This window comes from Legionella birminghamensis, from assembly GCF_900452515.1.
Classification (GTDB): Bacteria; Pseudomonadota; Gammaproteobacteria; order Legionellales; family Legionellaceae; genus Legionella_C; species Legionella_C birminghamensis.
The window spans coordinates 2,966,314-2,988,163 of record NZ_UGNW01000001.1 but is presented as its reverse complement, the minus strand read 5'-3'; the positions used below and the strand labels follow the sequence as shown (position 1 = coordinate 2,988,163).

Here is a 21,850-nt window from a genome sequence, read left to right as displayed (position 1 = left end):
ACAGAAGAAGCTCATTTACAAAACAATATGAGAATCATACAAGAGGCAGCAAACAATGTGGCTGAAGATACCAATGCAAATCGACTGAATTTATATGTCTTTTGTGTGAAGGAGTGAGCCTCAATCAATGAATCAGAGATCAATTTCTGCATAGCTTGAACCGATTCTTTAGTAGATTCATGCAGCAATCTGGTTATAGCTTCTTTACTACTAGCTAATGCCGCATTGAGAACCTTTTCAGCTTTTTCTTTGGCATCATCTTTCCATTGTGAGGAAATGCTTTCTATTTCCTCTCGGAACTGTACTAGCAAATCCTGTTGGGCTTTTCGATTTTCCTCAATCAGTTGTTCATTCATAGTCTGAAGCATGAGGATGGGATCGTCTTTACCCAAAAGAACACCATGTTTGACGGTGATGTTTTGAACGATTTTATCGAGTTTCTCCGACATTAGATCACCCTGGCGCTATCCAGCTGTCCAAACAATTGATCGCGAACGATTTTTAAGCGTTGGCGGGTCATAATGCTTTTCTCTGGTGTACCCAAAACTTCATCGAAGGTCAGTTTCTGTTGAAGCATCTCGGTTAGATCCCGGCCATAGGTTTCTTTTTTCAGATCGGGGATATGAATTAAGGCTGATATTCTGTCTTTGTTATCTCGATAGGCTTTCAGTTGCTCAAATGCTTTGCCTTCATGTTCAATGGCTCCCCAATAGGGATTGAGCCAGACTACAAACTGAGCTTCATTTGCAAACTGGTCAATCAGCTGTGCAAAGCCATTAATGGTATCGAATAAGGCCTGCCCACCGGTGATGACAGTATGAATCACCATTTCATGGCCTAGTTCCTTTAACAACGCGGGAACTTGGTTGCTGATGAGGTAATGAGATAGCGGTACAAAAGAACTGGCACCGTTGTCAATGACTACATCATTGGTTGTGGAGGCAATTTTTTCAATGAGGGCATCAAAAAGACGGGGGTTAATTTCATCACCACTCATAACTTGAATATGATCGACGTTTAGAGCCTTAAAGCCATGAAAGGTCGAATTGATGGGGTCGGTGTCAATACACAGCGGAGTGTGGCCTTTGTGTTGTTTGTATTGAGCTGTGGTTGCTGAAATAAATGATTTGCCGACACCGCCTTTTCCCTGCAGTGTGATATGTATTTTTGCCATTACAAGAGTTCCTCCAAGTTGGGTTTGGGATTAAAAGTAAAGCCGCGAATTTCAGTTTTTGCCTTACTTTTAGCCTTTTCATCATCCTTGGTGTTTTCCTGCATAGATGGCTTTTTTTCTGCAGCAATCAAACGTGCTACATAGCCACAAAAAGTTTTATATGAAAATGAAATTTTGCCTTCCTCAACTAAGGTTTCCCAGACAAGCTTTATAGACCAGCCGTCAGCTAGCGCTGAAGCGATATCATTTTTTAATGCAAGAAATGCGGCTTTATTTACAGATTTAGCAGAGGCTTTTCTTAACATTTGCTTTGCTGCGATTCGTTCGCTGAGGGAGTTTCCCATGTCATACCATCAACTTATTATTGTTCTCTTTCTGATGGTACAAACTATTTTGTTGCTGTGCAATGAGTTGAGTTATTTTATTTCCTTTTGGCGTAATTAAACCTTCTCTAAAACGCATAAATATGTAATTTATCGTAATTATTGGTAATTATTAGAAATTAATTTGGTTTCAAAACAAATAGCCTTGAAATTACATAAAATTACCTGATAGTATGCTATTAGATGAACTTAAAACGCAGGGCAAGATAGGTGAAGTTAGCTAACCAGCAAGCTGGCTACCAAACCTCACAAGTCTTATTCGCACCTTCGGTACTCAACGAAAAACCAGTGTTTTGAGATCAACTTAATACCCAAAGGATTGCATAACCACTTAATTAAGAGGTCAGCATCCTTATGGACGATAAGCTTAAAGCACTCACCAGAAAAAATGGTCGCCACCTTCGCGTTCCCGTTTTGCCTTCCGAAGAAATTCAGATTAAATCGAATGCAGCCACAGCTGGGCTTTCAATTGCCGAGTATTTAAGAAGGATTAGTCTCGGTTATCAAATTCAAAGTAATGTTGATAAGGATCAGATACTGCAGTTAGTCAAGATTAATGGAGACTTAGGACGGCTTGGTGGACTGTTAAAACTATGGTTGACTCAGGATAAACGTGTTGCACACTTTGACCTCCAAACAATAAAATCATTGTTAGCTCGTATTCAAACTACTCAGGATGCGATGTTTGAAGTGGTGAAAAAACTATGATTATTCGCCATATTCCTATGAAGAAAACAAGGCTCAGTAGTTTTTCAGGTCTTGTTCAATATCTATGTAATCAACAAAACAAACAGGAGCGAGTGGGTAAGATCAGATTATCAAACTGTAATAGTCTCGATCCCATTTGGGCTGTTCAGGAAGTATTGGCAACACAAGCTAAAAATCAAAGAGCAACAGGCGATAAAACTTACCACATGCTTATTTCTTTTGCTCCAGGAGAAAACCCTTCAGCTCAAGTTTTACAGGAAATTGAAGATACGGTGGCATTATCGATTGGATTTAAAGAGCACCAAAGAATCTCAGTTGTTCATCATGATACAGACAATCTTCATATTCATGTTGCGATTAATAAAATTCATCCTCAATCCTTTAATATGATTGAACCTTTCAGAGCGTATAAGACTTTTGCCGAGGTCGCATCCAAGCTAGAAATTGAATTAGGTCTTCAAATAACTAATCATCAAACCCGTAAAAACCATTCAGAGAATCTTGCTGACGATATGGAACATCATTCTGGTATTGAAAGCTTAATTAATTGGACGAAGCGTTATTGTAAAGAAAAAATCGAGGCTGCCAGTAGCTGGAAGGAGATTCATAGTATTTTGGCAGAACATGGGTTGATAATTCGTATTAAAGCTAATGGTTTTGTGTTCTGCAATGGCCAAGGGCTTACTGTTAAAGCAAGTTCAATTTCCAGAACTTTTTCTAAAAAAAATTTCGAATCCAAGCTAGGTTCATTCGTACCATCTTACCCAGAAGACGATAGACCTGCATCAAATGTTTATCATTATGAGCCATTAAATAAAAAGATACTTGGTTCCGCGCTCTATGCTAAATATCAGCACGATAAATCACACAATAAATGTTTTGTTTCAGACAAACTTAAAAAGTTGCGTGAGGCCAGAATAAAACTTATTGAAAAGGCGAAAAAACGAGGACGAATTAAACGAGCGGCTTTGAAGTTAATGAGCCTTTCTAAAGCACAGAAAAAGTACCTCTATCAGCACATAAACAAAACGCTGCTTAATGAGATTGAGAACATAAGGAAAAGTTATGTAAAAGAACGTAGTCAGTTATTAGATTCTCATCAAAACAAAACCTGGGCTGATTGGCTGAAACAAAAAGCACAAGGCGGTGACCAGGATGCTTTAATGGCAATGAGGTATCGTAATCGTAAAAATAAGTATGACTACACCATATCAGGATCAGGTTCTTCTTCATTAAATTTTGGGCAAATCGACTCTGTTACTAAAGAAGGTACGGAGATTTATAAAAAAGATAACAGTGTTATTAGGGACAATGGAAAGGAAATTATCATTTCTAAAGGCGGGTCTATTTCTGCGCTTAAAAGAGCCTTGGAAATGGCAAGCCAGCGCTATGGTGACTGTATTTGTGTGAATGGGTCTCCATTATTTAAAAAGATTATCTTGCAGATTGTTATTCAATATCAAATGCCAATCACTTTTGCTGATTTGGATTTAGAAAATCAACGTCAAAAACTAAATTTTGAACAGGAGAAATCCCATGATCAATCAAGAGCAAACCGACAAATCCATCGAGGAAGAGCTTCAGGAGGCTATGAGGCTGCTGGAGCAGCCACTGGAAAGAGAAGGGGAAGTACAAAGCCCAACTCTTTCAGCATTAGACAAGGCTCGCCAGCCAAAGATCACGACAGCTTGCGAAACTTGTCCAAATGCGATTTGGTTCAGCTCACCGGAGGAGGTCAAATGCTATTGCCGGATAATGCACATGATCACGTGGAGCGGGAAGGATTCAAACCTAATCACCATGTGCGACGGAAAATTTCTCGATTAGAGAAGAAGGGGAAGGGTTATAAGAATTGAAATCCTTACCGAGAATTTGGTACCAGCAACTCCCTCTATTGCGACGATCATTTCCTGCATAAATAAGTATTCCTATTTTGCCGAGATGGTTAAAATATTCCCTCAGTGTTTTCCATGATGAGGGAATATTTATTGAAATTTCAGTGGGAACAAGTTTGGGAAAGCGCCTGCCGTATTTCCCTACAATTTGAGCACAGAGAGGAACTTTACACTTAGCTGTATTTTGAAGCCAATCATCAACCTGTTTAATAGAGAAATAATTTCTGTTGTTCTTATTGTGAATGATGAAATTATAATAAACAGCTGATTGCCATATACGTTTATCGCAACCGAAAATCCAATCTCCGTCAGGGACATCTACATTAAGATAATTCGGTAGTTCACTAGCTGAAAGCTGAAGATATTTGATATAAAAATTCCATGCAGGATGCATTTCCGCTTCCTGTTCAAGCTGCTCTCCATATTTCTTAGTACGAATTATCTTTAACTCTTCAAGAGCCTTTTCCAGCACTGGCTTTGCTTCTTGCTCCTGTTTTAATTTCTTAATTTCTTCCTGCTTATACTTTTCTTCTATTTCCTGAACCTTTTCGCTCAATTGTTTTTCAAGTTCTACACTCTCATAAGGCGCTCTGGCGTTATAAAGCCATTGAGCACGATTTGGATCGTTGATACAGAGCCAAAAAGTTTCCCAGTCCTTCACATCGTCCGGTGTAAGGTCAGAGAGATCAATTTCAATAGTAGATATATTAGCTGTCTTAATTTTCTCAATTTTTCGATCATCTACTTTATGACGATAAAGTATCTCTATTATTAGTTTCTGGTTGTTTGCTATAGCGAGAATATCGGCTCGCATTTCATTAATCTCTTGCTCTTCTTGCACAGAGTCAAAGGAAATAGTCCTTCCTTTCTCGACAAGAGTTTTTGATTTGAAGTGCATTTTTTCTTTCGAATCTGATATTGTTTTGTTGATGGTATATTCAGGAGGCTTAATTTGTTTTCGCTCCTTTATAATCTGCTTGGCGGCCATATGGATGGCGCTTTCCAATCCTCCTTCACATTCAATGGTAGTGGCATGCTTAAAGTGGTGCTGATTTTTTGTACCTTTGGCTGCGATTAGGGGAGAGCGACAAGACGGGCAAATACAATTGCAACTCTTACCACTTTCAACATTAGCAATGTGAACAATGATGTTATTTTCATTTAATCCGAAAGGAAGTTTTATTTTTAAAGATTTCACTATGTCTCCTAATTTAAAGAACTGGCTGACTAGAAATATCAAATTAAGGAGATTTCTGGTTTTGCATAACCAAAATGGCCAGCAATACGCTGCAGTTTGATTGTTAGGACAACATCGATAGGTTGAAAATTTACATGGCTTGAACCGTAGTATCTGTTAGATACTGTTATTTTTACACCGTTATCAGTAGTTTCTATACTAGGATTAAAGTCATATAGTGGTTTGTTAAAAATATTTCGTGCCTTTTCAAAAGGACCAAAATTTCTTGGTAATATTAAATGGCCATTCTTTTGCAAATATTCTTTGGTGAGTGATTCAGAAAGATGTATCCATGACGGAAACGAATTAGCTACAAGCATTTTTTGAGCTACTAGGAAAGTAAACATTTCCTCGCCTAATATATAGGTGTCTGGAAGGTCAGATGGTAAATCCACAAGACATTTCCGACGCTCTTCTATAAAAGCGGATGGAATTAGAACAAAAGTTTGTGCTTGCCCAATATTCTCTATGGATGCGAGGGTATCTGATAACAAGGCAGCTTTTGATTTATACCCAAAAAATGCAGCGACAAGCTCATGAGCATGGCTTGATTTTAGTTTAACACCATAATTATTGGAAATAACACGAAGTTGATCTGCACATAGTTTTGCAATGGACATTTATAGTTTCCTTATTAAATACGCTGGGCTTAATTTTGTTTTCATGAGTGTTTAAGGAAAACTGCCAGCAGTTAATAAAGATTAACTACAATAACAGATTACGTTTTTTTGAAAATCGTTTTTTGGCCACTCATAACCAGGGATGTCGAGAAACCTGATAGGAGTATATAGTACGTAATTTAGAAATAGAAGTTGGGAACAAGAAAGTAAAAATTTTTTGAGGTTCAGGTCATTGTTATTCTAGATTCTTCTGCATTGTTTACTTTCCGAAAAATACTCTTCGAGCAACATCTTCATGCAAATCAAATTTGGCTATATGGTAGCTTGAATTTTCAACAGATTCAGAGAACAGCTTAAATGGCAGTTCATCAATGCATATTTCAGCAATAACCGCTGAAAAATCCTTTTCATAACAATCTTGTAGAATTTTCAGGTTAGTAGATGGAAAGCTATTTTTAAATTCTTTATTAAATTGTGGAGAAAAATACCTAATGAGTGCTGCCTCATATAAAGATACTCGCTCTTGTTCAGTAGTTTCATATAATTTATCAATACCTGATTTAATTCGATACTGACCCTCTTCTTTATTTTTCGCATGTGGATTAAATAACGTAAATAGTAAATTATTTGGCTGAACCTCAAGTAAAAGAAGCGTTAACTAATATCCATCTGGAAGGCCTTGTAGGGAAATTTTTTGTAACGTTTCATGCCTTAGTAGTCTATCCAGAACATTCCTTGAACCATCTTTACCAAATGCTTGGCCAATATATTTAACCTCAAAATTGACGGCATTTGACTCACGAGATAAATGATTCTGAATTGCTGAACTATCTAAGTAATACTTTTTGCCTTGCTCGTCAGTAAGATATAACTCTTTGTCTTGATTAATCTTCATTCCTTCCGGCACATTATTTTCTATTGTATATTCATTTCCAAGTATGGAAAATGTAAGGGATATTTTAGTGAAATGTTGTTTTGCCCCCAAAAAATCTATTTTTGGCTGAAATCCAATGATGTAAATATGGCATTTATCAATAACCCTCATTAAAGGTTTCAATGCTTCTTTGTTATATAAAAACTCAGCAGGCATTGTACTATAGCTAGTTGCGTACATGCCAAGTGCGTGTTCTACATCGAACAAACCATTTTCAAATAAATTTGGTGGGTTCATCCTTAATCTCAGTTAGCTTGCTCTATTTTGCTTATCGACACTCACAATTTTTCCTGTAGTTTTCTCGGCCATTAAAAATGTACCTCATGGCCGAGTGGTTTTAAGCAATGTATGTAACTTTATTGCGTATGGTTTGATAGCTTAGGTTGTTTATTTTTGCAATTTTTTCTAGCTGGGGCTTTAGTTGGCGTTTTACACCATTCATACCTAGTTTGCTATGATTTGCCAGGTCGTTAAAATCACTAAATTTTTTAGGGTTTAATAATTGCTCTTTTGGCGCAAAAGTAGGGAATAAAACAATGCCATTAACTACATTTGCAGCTTCAATCGCTTTTTCCTTGCCAGGATTTATACCTTGCGTTAACTCAAGGTGCTTGTCATCATCAGAGGCCATAGCAATGAGTTTATGCGGGTATTTCTCATGTAACGCTAGAGCGACTGCTTTGAGATTACCAGAGTCAAGTGCAGAAACGACAGCTGGTAATTCAATGGCTTCTTTTATTGTTGCAGCTGTAGCATAACCTTCAGCAATTATAATTACAGGTGTATCAGCAAGCTTTTCCAACCCACCCAAAACATGAAAACAACCTTCCTTTCTGGAATCTTTAGCAAATCGCTTAGTTCCATCTTCGGCAATGTACTGAACAGTCCAAAGTGTTCCTTCGCAATCTGTTGCTGGAATACAGGTTAGTTTTCTTTCTTCATCAGTATATACGCCAGAATGAACCTCAATACCCTTGGCCTGCATATAAGGTGTGGGTTCCACAATCTCTGCCATCATAGATAATTTTTGTTTGAGTCTTAATGCAGTACTTTTTTGTTTGGCTTCAAGCTCAAGTTGGCGAGTCTGTTGATGCTCAAGTGCCTCTGCTTTGAGTGTTGCCTTTTGTTCATCAGTTAAAATGTAACCCTTACATTTCCAATTAAGCTCAGCACCAGTTCGATTATTTTTCATATATCCAGCCGGAATACCATCTAAATGGGCTACATAAAATCCTGCCTTTTCACCGTTTTTATCACCCTCTGTAGCTATGCGATGAGGTTTACCATCCATAATTGGATGCCCACCTGAAACAATAGCACCAAGGTTTATCAATGCTGCTTTAAATTCATCGGCAGGTATAAGCGCTTTATCCTGAGACATTTCTTGATTTTCAGGAAGCCAGGCTTTGATTTTCTCAACAGGAACACCAGGATTTGCATACCAACATTTTTGAACTTTATCCCAGGCAATACCTGGTGTTCCATCAGGGAGTTTTCCTATTGTGGATTTGGCTATCTCTTTTTGTTTGAAGGGGATGCTTAACCAGACCTTTTCAGAAGTGATGTTTTCAGACGTCATAACGGCTACCTCTTTAAGTTTCTCATCCTTGATTTTAATAGGTTCTGCTAGTTGAATGTCTTGGGTTTGCTCTAAAGCACACAGGTGATTAACTATTTTTTCTGCATCTGCAGATGCTCTGAATATTTCTAACGGCTCATCTTCCAGAACTTGAATCCAAGATTTGATATATGCGGTGTGTTGAGAGGGGTCATGACCAATACCAAGCTCAGCACCTAAAAGCATACTTGCAATTTCTGCTCTCAATTCTTCTTTGGCGTAGGCATCTGAACCAAAGGGATGACCTAAATCTCTATCCAGTCTTGAAGGATGACCGCTCCAATGTCCAAGCTCATGCAGGGCAGTGGCATAATAGTTTGCTGCAGATTTAAATTGCTCTTTTGGTGGAAGATGAATGCTATCAGTCGATAATCTGTAAAATGCTCTGTCCGCTTCAGAATGAGTAATGGTGGCGCCAGAGTTAAGCAGTAGTTTTTCTGCTCTTTCAATTAAGGACCAGTCCGGCTCTTTTGTAATGAGTTCGGGCATATTATCAATTTGTGATGCATGAAATACTGTTGCATAAAACACCTTGGGTCGTTCAAGATTCACCTGCACTTTTAATGGATTACCTTGCTCATCAAGCACAGGTTTACCAGCAGCATCTTGTTTGATTTGTTCTTCATGAAACTTCCAATACTGAATCGTCGTGCCTTTTTCTCCCTTGCGCACTTGCGCATCCATGCTTTGTGCTTGTTTGTAAGTTAACCAGCGATTGTCATCACTTTGGTTCAGCATTAAATACAATGCATTAATCCCGCGATAACGTTTTCCTGTTATCGGATTATAAGGAACTTGACCATTACCTGTACCTGGCTCCCATGGTTTTAGCCAGGGTGCTGTTCCTGCTTTCAAGCTTTCAATAATTTGGTTGGCGACGACCTGATGATAAGGCATTTTAGTCATAAATAGCCTCCATCGCATCTTCTTCATTGAGTGCATCTTCAAAAAATGCGCCCATGATGTCTGCCTCTATCGGACTGACTTCGACAAGAAAGCCGGGGATTACCAAATCCTCGAACTTTTCTGAAATCACATCCATTAACTCGGTTTCATGACTCATGCGGTTTTCTCCCGTTTATTAATTACCCATATGGGTGTGATCATTCCCTTGATTTGTCTTGTATGAACAAGACCATAATATCGACCATCGAATGACCATTCGCTCTGATTGGTCATCGTCATGATTTCATTTACTTTAAGTTGATAATTCATTATCTGCCATTGAGGTAACGCGCGATTCATCCCATCCTGTAATTTTGGTTTTGAATAGGGGATTATCACTTGATTCACAAAAACCCCTTCATTTGTCACTGAGAGGATATCGCCAGAAACAGCCACCACTTTTTTCATTAAATATCCATATCCATTACAATAAAGACCATGGTCTATATAACCTCTGTTCTTGGCTAATCTGAAAGTTTGCCTATCATCTGGGCAAAAAATCACATAAGCATTTTTTAGCGGCTCTGCACCGGTGATGCGATATAAGCCTACAGGAATGGATTCAGTAAGATTTATTCTAAAGCCCATAGAATGGAATAATGAGCCTGCAGCAATAGTACTTATCAAAACAATAGCGATGATGATGGACAGTTTTTTCATAACCGGATCACCTCATCTTCACTTAAACGAACACGTAAAATATCTGAGTGAATAGGTGCCTCTACAGAGGCTCTAGCCATGAAGACTGGATCTTTAAAATAAAGTGGTTGTTTACCATAAATTGCAGGAAAGCCCGCTGCATAAACAACCATGTCGCCTGCTTCAACAATTAAACCATTTGAATCCTTTTTAGGCCCAGGCATACGTAGACACTCATCAACGGTTAAAAGTGGTCTCGATATTTCCTGAATGGTTTTTGATATTTGATTTAAGAACGTAGAAAAACGTTTACCGCTGGTGGTGATGTGTTCTTTAACAATCGTCGTTTGACCTGTCAGCTTGGAAAGATGTTCTGCCGTTTCAACTCGGTTGGGTGGATAAGCATTTTGGATGTGGCAATTAGAAGTAATGGTCTCATCAGGGCCATAGCCACGTTCACGACTTTTAAGCTGATTAATGTCCTGGCAAATTAAGTAAAACTTTAAACCATAACCTGCAACAAAGGCTAATGACTCTTGTAGAATATCGAGTTTTCCAAGGCTAGGAAATTCATCAATCATGCAAAGCAGTCGATGTTTATACGTTTTTTTAGCGCTCACATAAGATAATCCTTTGTCATCGGATACACGCTCAAATTCCATTTTGTCTGCCAATAGTCTCACTATCATATTAATCATTACTCTAACCAGAGGTTGAAGCCTGGCCTTGTCATTAGGTTGAGTAACAATATAGAGACTCACAGGATTTTCATGGTTCATCAAATCTCGAATACAAAAATCGGAAGACGAGACGTTATGTGCTACCACCGGATCTCGGTATAACGCCAAATAAGATTTTAAAGTAGATAATACAGAGCCTGCTTCTTCTTCGGGTCGGTCTATCATGTCACGCGCAGAGGCTGAAATAACAGGATGGGTTTTGCCTTCAATATGCGGGTATTGCGTCATTTCAATGAGCAGGTCGGCAATATTAATATTGGGATCAACCAGCATACGGTCAATATTGGGAAATGTGGCTGGTTCTCCCTGGTTGTTCAGTTTATAAATCGCATGCAGAATAAAACCAACCAAAAGGGCTTGAGAGGTCTTCTGCCAATGCGTTTCCAATCCTTTACCATCGGGATCAACTACAAGTGTTGCCAAATTTTGCACGTCACCGACCTCTGATTCCGTCCCTACTCTGATTTCATTTAGTGGGTTCCAGCGTGCACTTCCTTTTAATGTTGCCGGCTCAAATCGAATGACTTTGTTGTTAGCATGTTTCTGACGCCATCCAGCAGTCATTGCCCAAAGCTCACCTTTTAAATCGGTAATGACGCAAGATTGTTTCCAGGATAGAAGGGAAGGGATCACTAGACCAACTCCCTTCCCTGAGCGTGTTGGTGCATAGGTTAAAACATGCTCAGGCCCATTGTGGCGCAAATAATGAATCTCTCCTTGGTCATCTTCAAATGCCCCAACATAAACTCCTTCATCATTTCCAATGAGGCTCGCATTGTTTAAATCCTCCCAATTAGCCCATCTGGCTGAACCATGGAGGTAATCACTCACATTGTTCTTTTTAAAATATTTGGAAGACAACACGATCATCATTAAAAAGAGACAGCTAATCATGACAATCAGACCAAAGGCGGCATTAAAAGAATCTGGGTAATAGGATTGATATTTAATAGCCCAAATAAAAATCTGCCAAGGCATATAAATATGAGCGAATGAAGTCCCTAAGACATCAGCATAGTGAAATTGATGTGCGAAAAACTGCGTGCCAATTTGCATGCTGATTAAAAATGAAGAAATCACTAACCAGACTATGGTTTTATTTATCTTGCCAGGATTTTTTTCTCTGACTTGAGGGCCTATGGCTTTATTAAGTTTGTTTAGGCTCATTTGCTCTCTCCAGATGCCTTCTGGTTCACAAACTGACTGACTTCATCTGATGTCTCAGTAGCTGAACTAAAGCTACCTCCAGGAGTACCCATAGACAGAATATTTTTTGCGTTGGATTCTTGCGATTCAGAAGCAGATGAATCTACCTTGTTCTGAATTGCCTCAGCAATTTTTCCACCTGTTGTGTCAGCAATTTTTTCAGCAATGGCCTCTTTAACCGAGTTTGCTTTTTCACGAGCCACATCCATAGTACCTGATGCTAAATGGGAACCAAAAGAACCTGCAAATTTGGCAGCTGTTCCCATGGCTTCGGCTAAACCACCGGTTTTAGAGCCTTTATCCATTCCTGACAGAGAACTTGTATCGCCAGAGTTGGTTGATTGGCTGGCTGCTTTAAATGCCGCATTGAGTGCGGATACTCCACCACCGCTTTGGGCAAGTACACTACCTGCAGCCCCCGCCATGGCAGCCCCAGCTATTCCAGCAGCTCCCATAGCACCACCCAGACCGAGCCCACCGCCACCACCAGAACCACCTCCTGATACAATGCCTGCTAAAGCAGGTGGAATTTTATCAATAAGAACCAGTAACAGTACGGCAACTACCAGCATGACAAACATTTCTTTAAGCATGATGTTTTCAGACATTGCAGCGTAATATTGATCTACAAAGGATTTACCAATACCAATAATTAAAATCATGGCAAAAGCTTGTAATGCAATCCCCAACACAGTTTTGTAGTAGTTAATTGCAATGTCCTGAGTCCAACGGCCACCGCCAAACCCTAATAAAACAATGCCACCATAGGTTAAAATCCATGCGGTGATTAAGATAATGAGCATATTGATACTGACTAAAGCCAATATAATCAGAATAACGCCTGCAACGAGCAATCCTACTGTAGTTGCTGCAGGAGACCAGATGGATGAGCTGTCAATCGCTTTTGAGACAATATCAAACCCAACATCTACAATATCAGAAGGAGAGACATGCTCATTAATCCCAGAAGCCTTGGCTGCAAGTTGCCGCATGGAATCTATTATCGCTTTTGCAATTGCAGGTCCATTGTCTAAAATCCAATAGAAAAAACCGATAACCACAAAAAACCGTACTGTTTCAGCTAAGAATTCTTGAATGTCTGCTCTTCGCAATGCCATCAAGCCGTAAGTCCACACCATACTGATTGAGGCCAAAGACCAGAACAAATATCTTGCGTAACTCAACATGGTTTTGCTCCATAGCGCGGATGTGCTGGCAAACCGTTGTAAAATATTATCCAGTAAGTCACGACTATCCATGCCATGCCCCTGAGCATGGCAGCAAGCAGAAAACCCAAGTAAACAGAAAAGGATAAAATAAGGAGTTATTTTTTTATTCATACTATCACCACTTCTTACCAGAGCTTTTGGAATAACTACCTCCTCGGAAGCACGCATCACTAATCACTTGGAGTTCTTCTTTAGTTCGACCTTCTCTTGAACTGTCGCATCTTAGCGAAGCCAAATGTTCAGCCTTTTTTTGAGCTGCGGTTTCAGCGCTGTCGCAACCTGACAGGACACAAGTAAGAACCAAAATTGATAAACATATAACTTTCATTTCCTCTCCTTTTTATGATGGATTACCATTTTTTTCCTGAGCTTTTATGGTATGCCCCTGATCTGAAATGCTCATCTCCCGCAGTCTGTATTGCTTCTTTGTTGGCATTCGCCGCATCTTTGACTGCCTGGGCATTCTGTTGCGCCAATAACACGCCTCTGATTTGAAGCAATTGATGGGATTGATTACTTGCTAATTGAGAAGCGGCTTGGAGAGCCTGTTTTTGGCCTGCAGCACTTTGTGCTTGAGATTGCAACGTACGCAGCTTTGCAGAATCATTTTTTAAGCTCTGTTGTTGTTTATCAATCCCTTTGAGCATGGCATCATTGGAGCGTTTTTCAGCAACAGAAGCCGCTAATCTGCTTTGTTTGATTTTTCTAAGTTCTTCAGCAGAACATTGACCCGTGCCATTAAAACACGGGGTCTTTTGGTAGTATTCCTGACTTTGGAATCGGTCAAGATACCCTTGGAGGCTGCCAGCTTCCTGCTTGTAGTAATCAATGGTATCAGTCGACTCAAGCAAATTATTAATAACCGAGTTGGCATTATCCCATTCAAAGGAAGTCAGTGATTTGGTGTTGTCTAACATGTTTTGATATTGATCCATCTGATTTTTGTATTGATCGACTTGCGTTTTATACTCGCTAAGCTGAGTTGCAATCATTTTTCCATTTTGAATCCAGTTCGCAATGTCAAACACAGGCGCACCACCCGCAAAGACTGGTAAAGCAAAGCAATAAATAATCATGGATTTAAATTTCATAATGCTCTCCTTCATTGATAAGCAAATTGCCTATAAGGCTGTTTAAACGTTAAATCTTTCACTACGATGATATTGAAACGATAACCTGGACGGACATTGATGGTCGGAGACACATTCAGGTTTTTTGAAACCAGTTGCGAAGTAACCTCGCCCAACTGTTGCCCTAAAGCCTGACTCATGACACTGCCTGCTGTGGGTTGAGCGTAACCGAATTGGTTAGACTGGTTGGTATTTTGGCTATAAGTAATACCCGCAATAATGCCTGACATTAAAAGCGCTGAACCATAAATTCTTGCATAATGATGATCTACCTGATCGCGAAAACCACCATATCCAGCACTATCAGCACCGGGCATAGAGCCTATATCCAGAGCTTTACTGTCTGGAAACACCAGGCGTTGCCAAGCCACTAATACGGAAGACTGACCAAAAGGGACATCACTGGAATAAAGCCCCAATATTTTGGTGCCTTGGGGTATCAAAAGATATTTTCCGGTAGCGGTGTCATATACGTTTTGTGATACTTGAGCGATAATTTGACCTGGTAATTCTGAAGAAATACCACTAATCATTACCCCTGGAATCACGCTGCCAGCTCTTAGTTCGTATCGACTGTTTGGATTTTGCAGCGTTGAATTTAAATGCCAGCGCATTTCATTTTCTTCACCACCTAATGTTTGTGGCATAGGTTTGGCCTGTCTTACTTGTAATAATGCGAGCTGCTCTTTAAACGTTGATGAAGGGTCGATGTTTAATGTCATCTCATTGCTATTCATGGACGTTTTGGTAGTGTCGCGATTATTCAATCGTGGGTTATCTACCATTACGGATGACTTAGCTTTTACAGCCTCTTCAAATTCTTGAGTTTTTTCCTGACGAATACGTTCGATTTCAGCTTCAGATACCTCTTGTGTCAGAGTATCTTCTTGATGAGGAAGTTGTTCAGGAATGGGCAAAGGAGCTGCTTCATTATTAGCTATCGTGCCACTCTGGGGCGGAATTACTGCCGTTTTATGATTTCCTACCACATCATTGGCAAGGCTCATGGTATTTTTCTTAGGATTTTTAACCTTTACTATTTCTGGTGGCTGGTTTTGCGCATTAGCTCGTTTATTGGCAACCAATGCGATAAGCACCACAAAAAGAGTTAAAATACCAACTGCAATCATGAGTGGCACATTATTTACACGTTTTACACCTGTGGTTTGAAGCTTTTGCGGTGAATTGTCTGGTGACAAATAATCATTATTTTTATTCATCGTTCTTATTCCTTATGAGTCCATGCGCTGACAGGAAAGATATTTTCGTGGCTTTTTGAATACAGACGGCTCAATGTTTGCGTTCCTACAAAAAGGCTTACTCTGTAACTTTGAGGTTTAAGTTCATCAAGGACGTAGAAAAAATTAGCTTTATTCTTAGGGCATTGATTTTCATTGATGCCATAACCCTTTTTTCTCAAGTTTTGAATAAGACTTAAGCCAAAGCCATCGTTGACTGCCTGACCAATACAAAATGTATTTTGAGCAGGTGGATATACTCGCGTTAATTGAGTAGCTGCATCTGCCGCCAGAAAAGCATCTTTGCCCTGAGGCATTTGGGTGAAATTGCCATAACGCATGCTGGCACAGCTTGATAACAAGACGGCAGCCAATAAAACACTTAATTCTTTCATCTTCAGCACCTTGTAATCGTAATTTTTTCTTGAGAGGAACCGCTGCCGATAACCAATATGGCTTTATCAAAAATCCCGTCCACGATGTAACGACAACCCTGAAGACGATAATTGACCATGACCGACTCTGATTTTTTAAATAGTCCTCGACTTCTTAAAACCAGCAGCGCAGGCGCTTCACTTTGAGCCATGGTTCTTGGCATCTCAATAATCGTTTTGACGCCATTGTTATAAACTCTAACTGGTTTAAATCGGGCATTGCCTTGAATTCGATAATTGAAGTTAAGATCGCCTAGATATTCATTGGTTTCTGGTAAGGTATCTACTTTTCGTCTTTCAGCCTGGATGCTTTGCAGTAACTGCCATTTGGCTTTTGCCTCATCAGGATAAGTAAATGAAATGTAAGGCATAAATTCGGTTCTATCTGACTTTAATCTAAAGTGATACGTTCTTCTGTCCGTGGTGACTACCAAAGAAGAATCAAGCCCTACATCTTTAGGTTTTATGAGCAGATGGATTTGTTGCATAGCCCCAGAGCCTGTGATGGATGGTTCAACGACAAAGCGTGGGTCACCAACGTTCATGTCATTAAATTGCTCTCCTGGTTGGAGGGCAATATCACACACTTGTAAAGGCGCACAAACAACCCTGATTTGATCTGATCCATAAATAAAACTGACTGAACCATCGCTTGATGCAAAGGGTATACTTGTTTTTTCTCCTTGTTGTGTACGCTCTGCAATATCTAAACCTTGTTTTTCCTGACTCGATAGCTTGGGTACAGTATCCGAAAAATAATGCTCGGCTAGAATAGTGTTATCCAATGCAAAGCTTGTGATCGGTGTTAATAAACAAAATAGCTGCATTATTCTTTTCATTGTTGTTCTCCATGCTTTAATTCATAGGACCAGTTAAAATCTCGTACATAAATCAGGTGGGGATTTTTTAAAATGGACTCACTGGTGACATCATTGATTTCATTCTCCTGATACATCGTAACCATTGCTTTCATCATGCGAGGCTTTTCTTTAAGCGATCCATCACGATTTCTCACCGTTTCAATCCAGTCTACTTGCCAAGTCTCATCCGACTCTTGAAGTACTGAGCGAATGTCTATGCTCACAATCTCAAACGCAGCTCTTTCAAAGGGATTAGATTGTTGTTTGTCACTGTAGAACTCTTGAATCTTAGCTAAAGCCGCATCATTGGCATTTAAATAGGAATACACTTGAAAAACTGCTTTCTTTTGCAGTTCCGTATCAAGGCTTACCATGCGAACGTTTTCAATAAAATGGGCAGCTGCAGCACGATAATCATCAATGCTTGCGTCACCAACCTTATCAGCACGGGTAACCGATAAGGTATTGCCATTGGCATCTTGTTGAAACACCAAAGGGATAAATTTGGATTGGCTACCTATCACGATAAGTCCACCAACCGCCGCCAATGCGATTAACAGGCTACCTAATCCCACCAATTGCCAAACTTGTAGTGATTTCATAAGACCTGCGGTATGAACATTCCAGGCGCGCCTGGCGTTGAGGTAGGGATTATTCGTTATACTTTTTTTCATGCTGCTTCTCCGTACTGAGCCAAAGGAATACCTTTTTCTGAAAGCCATTGAGAGACCCACTCATCTTCATACTTCGATTCTAATTGCTTCATACGCGCAATCGAATCGGGATCTGTTGCACCCACAAACGCTAAGGCATAAGGACCTAATGCCAATTGATAAAGTCGCTGTCCTTTTTCACTGACATAGTAGTAATCACGTTTGGGAACGGCTGCGGCTATGATGTCTATCTGACGTGGATTTAAGCCCATGCGCTCATAAATGAGGCGGGTTTCAGGATCTCTTGCATACAGATTGGGTAAAAAGATTTTGGTGGCAGTTGATTCAACAATAATATCTAAAATCCCCGAGTTGGCTGCATGAGATAAATGTTGTGTTGCCATAAACACCACACAGTTTTTCTTAGCCATGGAATCAAGCCATTCAGCAATCTTGTTTTTAAACACAGGATGCGCCAGCATTAACCAGGCTTCATCAAGCAAGATTAAGGTGGGGCGACCATCTAATGAGGTTTCAATTCGCCTAAAGAGATAAAGCAATACAGGCAATGCAAATTTTTCACCCAAGCCCATTAAATGCTCGATTTCAAAGGTCATAAAGGAAGACAGACCAAGCCCATCACTTTCTGCATCTAATAAATGCCCCATCAAACCATCTATGGTGTACTGCTTTAACGTTTCTCTAATGGGTTCATCCTGAATCGTCATCACAAATTCAGATAAGGTTTTAGAGCCACTTTGGTGCATGCTTAGAATGGCATGGCCGATTTCATTGCGCTGAGCTGGTGTGGTATTCAAACCATTCAAAGCTAGAATGGTATCAATCCACTCCATAGCCCAAGCCCGATCTGCTTTAGATTCTAAAAACTGCAATGGCGCAAAGGCAAGGCGTGAGTCTTTACCTGCGATGGTGAAATGCTCCCCACCTGTTGCCTTACAGGTTGGATACATAGACATGCCTTTATCAAAAGAATAAATACGCGCATCTTTATATCGACGCCAGGACAATGCCAATAAACCAAGATGGGTTGATTTACCAGAGCGCGTTGGACCAAACATAATGCCATGGCCTAAGTCTCTGACATGAAGATTCAAACGAAATGGTGCATTACCGCTAGTGACACAGTGCAGCAAAGGCGGTGATTGAGGGGGAAACAGTGGGCAAGGCGCTTTATTTTCACCTGTCCAAATGCTGGATGTTGGCAACAAGTCAGCCAGATTCATGGTATTCATCAGAGGCCGTCTGATATTTTCAATACCATGACCAGGCAGGCTACCCATAAAGGCATCCATGGTATTAATGGTTTCTGTCCGTGCGCTAAAGCCTAAGGCATTGATATTCTTTTCGATAAATAGGGCTGCTTTCTCAACGTTCGCTCTATCCTCGTCCATTAACACCACAACCGAGGTATAATAGCCCTGACCCACCATTCCTGAATTGGTTTCGGCAATAGCTGCCTGCGCGTCATTAACCATGCTGAGTGCATCTTCATCAACGATACCGGAGCTGGTATTAAACATTTGGTCAAAAAATCCTCTGACCTTTTGTTTCCACTTTTTACGGAATTTCGTGAAATGAGCTACAGCTTCATGAGGATCCATGAATATGAAGCGAGAGTTCCAGCGATATTCCACAGGTAATTGAGTCAACAGCGTTAAAATACCTGGGTAAGACTCCATGGGGAATCCTTCAATAGCAACACACTGAATGAACTTTCGGCCAATTTTGGGTGTTATACCTGGAATTAATTCCTGACCGCCTATGAGTGCATCCAGATAAATTGGATTTTTAGGCAGATTAACGGGATGGTTAATTCCCGTGACACAATATTGGATGTGTCTTAAAAAGTTATCTTGAGTAACTTTATGGTTTTCATTGATGAGTATTTCTGAGCCTAGCCTTTCCAGGTGAAGTGCAGCACTCATACGAGACTCAAAGTTTCTGCATGATTGCTTGAATGTTTCAATCAATTGATGCGTTTTTTCTTTGTGGTTTAATTTCTCACCTGAATCATCAAACATCAATTCGACAAAACGCTTTTGGGCCAATACAGGTGGATACCAGGTTAGGGTGATAACAAAATAACCTTCATACAAAGCACCAATACTTTCAAAGTATTGTCTTCTTTCTTCGTCAACAGCCTTCGACACATGATCGGGAAAGTATGAAGCACTGCACTCACTGTAACTTGGAGCAGCACGTCTAATGGCATCTACATGAATCATCCAGCCATTACCCATAGAGGACATTGCCTGATTGATTCGAAAAGCCATCATTTCACGCGCTTCATCGGTAGTATTGGCTATATCTTCACCTTGATAAAGCCAGGCTGCCATAAACGATCCATTTTTACCGATAATTACGCCATCATCGACAACTGCCGCATAATTTAGTAAATCAACCAATCCTGCAGTATGACTTCGATGTTTTTTGACATGGTGTTTACGACTTTTCATTTGAGCTGCGCTAAACAAAATACCTAATAGCAACAACCCAGTAATACTGATCAAAAAGGTAATGAACTCAATCATAAATACCCCCCTTTATTATTACGAAAAGGGGTTGAACGTGCTGGATAATAGGCCTGATAGCCTCTTTGTCTCAGATAAACTGCTCTCATATAAGGATCAGCCTTTGCCATAAGCCTTAGACCTTTTAAAGATAAAAACCAAAGGGCAAAACCAAAAATAGCGGCAAGCCAATCCTGAGCTGCGAATACCAAGATTGCTGAGAGTAAACCTGAGAACATAACCAGCTCGCGGTCACCACCCATAAAAAGGCTTGGGCGGTTACCACATCTGCGTATAGGAATGGTGCGAAGACTCATGGCTGCGACTCCATAGCGCTCGTTAAAACTGAGGGTTTAGCAATTTCAGCTCCCTTGCCTGTAATCGCTGTCATGGTATTTTGTGCAGCAACCAGGAATGAAAGCACCAACACAATAAAGAGAAGGGTTCGCAAAAAACCATTCATTTCACCACCAAAAATCAGCGTGGCTCCTGCGCCAACTAAACCAATAATCGCAGCAGTAAAGGCAAATGGGCCGGTAATGGATTTTTGTATTTTGGTTAGATAGGAGTCAAAAGGTAAACCTCCACCTGCACTAGAAGCACATGCGGGATCTGTTATAAACAGAAGCAATAAAACAATCGCTCCCATCATCCATAGACTTCGATAATTTATATTGACTGCTTGGTTCATTCATATTCTCCTTAAATAAGTTGTTCGATGTTGTAATGACCGTTTTCATATCCTTTAACCGATATGATTTCTTCAACTCTGCGTCCTTGAGGGGTTCTTGCGATATGCACGACACAATGAACCGTCTCACCAATCAAAGGTTCAATTTCAGTAGGCGCTGCGGGGTTACGGGTAATAAGTGATTTCAAACGATGAAGTCCTGCAAGGCAGTTATTGGCATGCAAAGTAGCAGCACCACCCTCATGACCCGTATTCCAGGCATCAAGTAAATCCAGTGCTTCACTGCCTCTAACTTCACCAACCAGGATTCGGTCTGGCCTCATCCTAAGCGTGGTTTTCAAAAGCTGGGTCATATTGACATCAATGGTGGTGTGATATTGAACGCAGTTCTCAGCAGCACATTGAATTTCACCAGTATCTTCAATGATGAAGACACGCTCGGTTGGTGAGCTACAAACCATTTCATTGATAATGGCGTTTACTAAAGTAGTTTTACCAGAACCTGTGCCGCCAATGACTAGAATGTTTCGATGTGCAATAACAGCCTTCTTAATCACCGCACATTGTGCTTCTGTCATAATTCCTGATTTTACATAGTCATCCAGTGTAAAAACCGAAATTGCTTTTTTACGAATCGCAAAGGTTGGTTTTGATACCACTGGTGGCAGCTGCCCTGCAAAACGCGAACCATCCAATGGCAGCTCACCTTCTAATATTGGATTAAAACGTGTTACCTCCTTACCATGAAAGCCGGCAATAGTTTTAATAATGGATTCAGCACGCGCGTCATTGATACTGCCTATACAACGCATGGTTTCTCCAAGTCTTTCCTGCCAAAGTTTGCCGTCTGCATTGAGCATGATTTCAACGGTTTTTTGATCGTATAACGCATTTTCAATCAAATCGCCTAAATCGCGCCTTAGCTTTTCAATGGCTCGGTCTTTCACAGTTAAGTTTTGTTCTTTTTCTTCTCTCATGCTATTGG

Annotated in this window: 23 protein-coding genes; 2 read left to right on the top strand and 21 right to left on the bottom strand. The window is 40.2% G+C overall.

Translation table 11 applies throughout. From position 1 onward, the window contains the following. Positions 1 to 11: 11 nt before the first annotated feature. Genes DYH42_RS12745 through DYH42_RS12735 form a run of 3 tightly spaced genes read right to left on the bottom strand, consistent with a single transcriptional unit; the run spans position 12 to position 1,518 of the window. Positions 12 to 449, bottom strand: coding sequence for a conjugal transfer protein TraM (locus DYH42_RS12745; RefSeq protein ID WP_058523476.1), 438 nt, complete (start codon positions 447 to 449; stop codon positions 12 to 14). Further along, complete coding sequence (locus DYH42_RS12740) at positions 449 to 1,174, bottom strand: ArsA-related P-loop ATPase (RefSeq protein WP_115317071.1); 726 nt, start codon at positions 1,172 to 1,174, stop codon at positions 449 to 451. The genes DYH42_RS12745 and DYH42_RS12740 overlap by 1 nt, the downstream gene beginning before the upstream one ends. Continuing rightward, positions 1,174 to 1,518 (bottom strand): TraK family protein, encoded by a 345-nt coding sequence (locus tag DYH42_RS12735; RefSeq protein WP_028378772.1) that lies wholly within the window; start codon positions 1,516 to 1,518, stop codon positions 1,174 to 1,176. Before DYH42_RS12735 ends, DYH42_RS12740 begins: the two co-directional genes overlap by 1 nt. 393 nt (positions 1,519 to 1,911) lie before the next feature. On the opposite strand from DYH42_RS12735, the gene traJ reads away from it, so the two are divergent. Both traJ and traI read left to right on the top strand, forming a co-directional pair. After that, positions 1,912 to 2,265: a conjugal transfer transcriptional regulator TraJ gene (traJ, locus tag DYH42_RS12730; RefSeq protein ID WP_058523454.1), complete on the top strand. Its 354-nt coding sequence runs from the start codon at positions 1,912 to 1,914 to the stop codon at positions 2,263 to 2,265. After that, positions 2,262 to 4,121: a TraI/MobA(P) family conjugative relaxase gene (gene traI, locus DYH42_RS12725; RefSeq protein ID WP_058523455.1), complete on the top strand. Its 1,860-nt coding sequence runs from the start codon at positions 2,262 to 2,264 to the stop codon at positions 4,119 to 4,121. Before traJ ends, traI begins: the two co-directional genes overlap by 4 nt. On the opposite strand, the gene DYH42_RS12720 is transcribed toward traI, so the two are convergent. The 18 genes from DYH42_RS12720 to trbB form a co-directional block, all read right to left on the bottom strand. Beyond that, positions 4,057 to 5,358, bottom strand: a complete 1,302-nt coding sequence (locus tag DYH42_RS12720) for a competence protein CoiA family protein (RefSeq protein WP_058523456.1) — start codon at positions 5,356 to 5,358, stop codon at positions 4,057 to 4,059. The two genes, traI and DYH42_RS12720, sit on opposite strands and share 65 nt — an antisense overlap. 38 nt (positions 5,359 to 5,396) lie before the next feature. Beyond that, a complete protein-coding gene (locus DYH42_RS16460) occupies positions 5,397 to 6,017 on the bottom strand; it encodes a hypothetical protein (protein WP_058523457.1) in 621 nt (206 codons plus the stop codon). A gap of 658 nt (positions 6,018 to 6,675) precedes the next feature. Beyond that, positions 6,676 to 7,188, bottom strand: coding sequence for a hypothetical protein (locus tag DYH42_RS16730; RefSeq protein ID WP_202814591.1), 513 nt, complete (start codon positions 7,186 to 7,188; stop codon positions 6,676 to 6,678). 100 nt (positions 7,189 to 7,288) lie between these two features. Beyond that, positions 7,289 to 9,475, bottom strand: coding sequence for a zincin-like metallopeptidase domain-containing protein (locus DYH42_RS12710; protein ID WP_058523458.1), 2,187 nt, complete (start codon positions 9,473 to 9,475; stop codon positions 7,289 to 7,291). Further along, positions 9,468 to 9,632 carry a hypothetical protein gene (locus DYH42_RS16635; protein WP_019349995.1) on the bottom strand — a complete coding sequence of 55 codons (165 nt, stop codon included), beginning with the start codon at positions 9,630 to 9,632 and terminating at the stop codon, positions 9,468 to 9,470. The genes DYH42_RS12710 and DYH42_RS16635 overlap by 8 nt, the downstream gene beginning before the upstream one ends. Further along, positions 9,629 to 10,174 carry a conjugative transfer signal peptidase TraF gene (gene traF, locus DYH42_RS12705; RefSeq protein WP_058523459.1) on the bottom strand — a complete coding sequence of 182 codons (546 nt, stop codon included), beginning with the start codon at positions 10,172 to 10,174 and terminating at the stop codon, positions 9,629 to 9,631. Before traF ends, DYH42_RS16635 begins: the two co-directional genes overlap by 4 nt. Beyond that, positions 10,171 to 12,060: a type IV secretory system conjugative DNA transfer family protein gene (locus tag DYH42_RS12700; RefSeq protein ID WP_058523460.1), complete on the bottom strand. Its 1,890-nt coding sequence runs from the start codon at positions 12,058 to 12,060 to the stop codon at positions 10,171 to 10,173. Before DYH42_RS12700 ends, traF begins: the two co-directional genes overlap by 4 nt. Beyond that, the gene (trbL, locus tag DYH42_RS12695) at positions 12,057 to 13,439 is read right to left on the bottom strand and encodes a P-type conjugative transfer protein TrbL (protein WP_058523474.1); all 1,383 of its coding nucleotides are present in this window, start codon (positions 13,437 to 13,439) and stop codon (positions 12,057 to 12,059) included. The genes DYH42_RS12700 and trbL overlap by 4 nt, the downstream gene beginning before the upstream one ends. 4 nt (positions 13,440 to 13,443) lie before the next feature. Beyond that, positions 13,444 to 13,656 (bottom strand): hypothetical protein, encoded by a 213-nt coding sequence (locus tag DYH42_RS16800; protein ID WP_083503108.1) that lies wholly within the window; start codon positions 13,654 to 13,656, stop codon positions 13,444 to 13,446. Between the two features lie 22 nt (positions 13,657 to 13,678). Next, a complete protein-coding gene (gene trbJ, locus DYH42_RS12685; protein WP_058523461.1) occupies positions 13,679 to 14,419 on the bottom strand; it encodes a P-type conjugative transfer protein TrbJ in 741 nt (246 codons plus the stop codon). 11 nt (positions 14,420 to 14,430) lie between these two features. Beyond that, positions 14,431 to 15,678 carry a TrbI/VirB10 family protein gene (locus tag DYH42_RS12680; RefSeq protein WP_058523462.1) on the bottom strand — a complete coding sequence of 416 codons (1,248 nt, stop codon included), beginning with the start codon at positions 15,676 to 15,678 and terminating at the stop codon, positions 14,431 to 14,433. A 5-nt stretch (positions 15,679 to 15,683) separates the two neighbouring features. After that, positions 15,684 to 16,091: a conjugal transfer protein TrbH gene (locus DYH42_RS12675; protein ID WP_058523463.1), complete on the bottom strand. Its 408-nt coding sequence runs from the start codon at positions 16,089 to 16,091 to the stop codon at positions 15,684 to 15,686. 2 nt (positions 16,092 to 16,093) lie between these two features. Then, positions 16,094 to 16,969 carry a P-type conjugative transfer protein TrbG gene (gene trbG, locus DYH42_RS12670; protein WP_058523464.1) on the bottom strand — a complete coding sequence of 292 codons (876 nt, stop codon included), beginning with the start codon at positions 16,967 to 16,969 and terminating at the stop codon, positions 16,094 to 16,096. Further along, a complete protein-coding gene (locus DYH42_RS12665) occupies positions 16,966 to 17,664 on the bottom strand; it encodes a conjugal transfer protein TrbF (RefSeq protein ID WP_018576438.1) in 699 nt (232 codons plus the stop codon). Before DYH42_RS12665 ends, trbG begins: the two co-directional genes overlap by 4 nt. Then, a complete protein-coding gene (locus tag DYH42_RS12660; RefSeq protein ID WP_058523465.1) occupies positions 17,661 to 20,195 on the bottom strand; it encodes a VirB4 family type IV secretion/conjugal transfer ATPase in 2,535 nt (844 codons plus the stop codon). The genes DYH42_RS12665 and DYH42_RS12660 overlap by 4 nt, the downstream gene beginning before the upstream one ends. Beyond that, on the bottom strand, positions 20,192 to 20,491 hold the full coding sequence (locus DYH42_RS12655; RefSeq protein ID WP_038839093.1) for a conjugal transfer protein TrbD: 300 nt from the start codon (positions 20,489 to 20,491) through the stop codon (positions 20,192 to 20,194). Before DYH42_RS12655 ends, DYH42_RS12660 begins: the two co-directional genes overlap by 4 nt. Then, complete coding sequence (locus DYH42_RS12650) at positions 20,488 to 20,865, bottom strand: TrbC/VirB2 family protein (RefSeq protein ID WP_058523466.1); 378 nt, start codon at positions 20,863 to 20,865, stop codon at positions 20,488 to 20,490. The genes DYH42_RS12655 and DYH42_RS12650 overlap by 4 nt, the downstream gene beginning before the upstream one ends. 11 nt (positions 20,866 to 20,876) lie before the next feature. After that, the gene (gene trbB, locus DYH42_RS12645; RefSeq protein ID WP_058523475.1) at positions 20,877 to 21,842 is read right to left on the bottom strand and encodes a P-type conjugative transfer ATPase TrbB; all 966 of its coding nucleotides are present in this window, start codon (positions 21,840 to 21,842) and stop codon (positions 20,877 to 20,879) included. Positions 21,843 to 21,850: the final 8 nt, after the last annotated feature.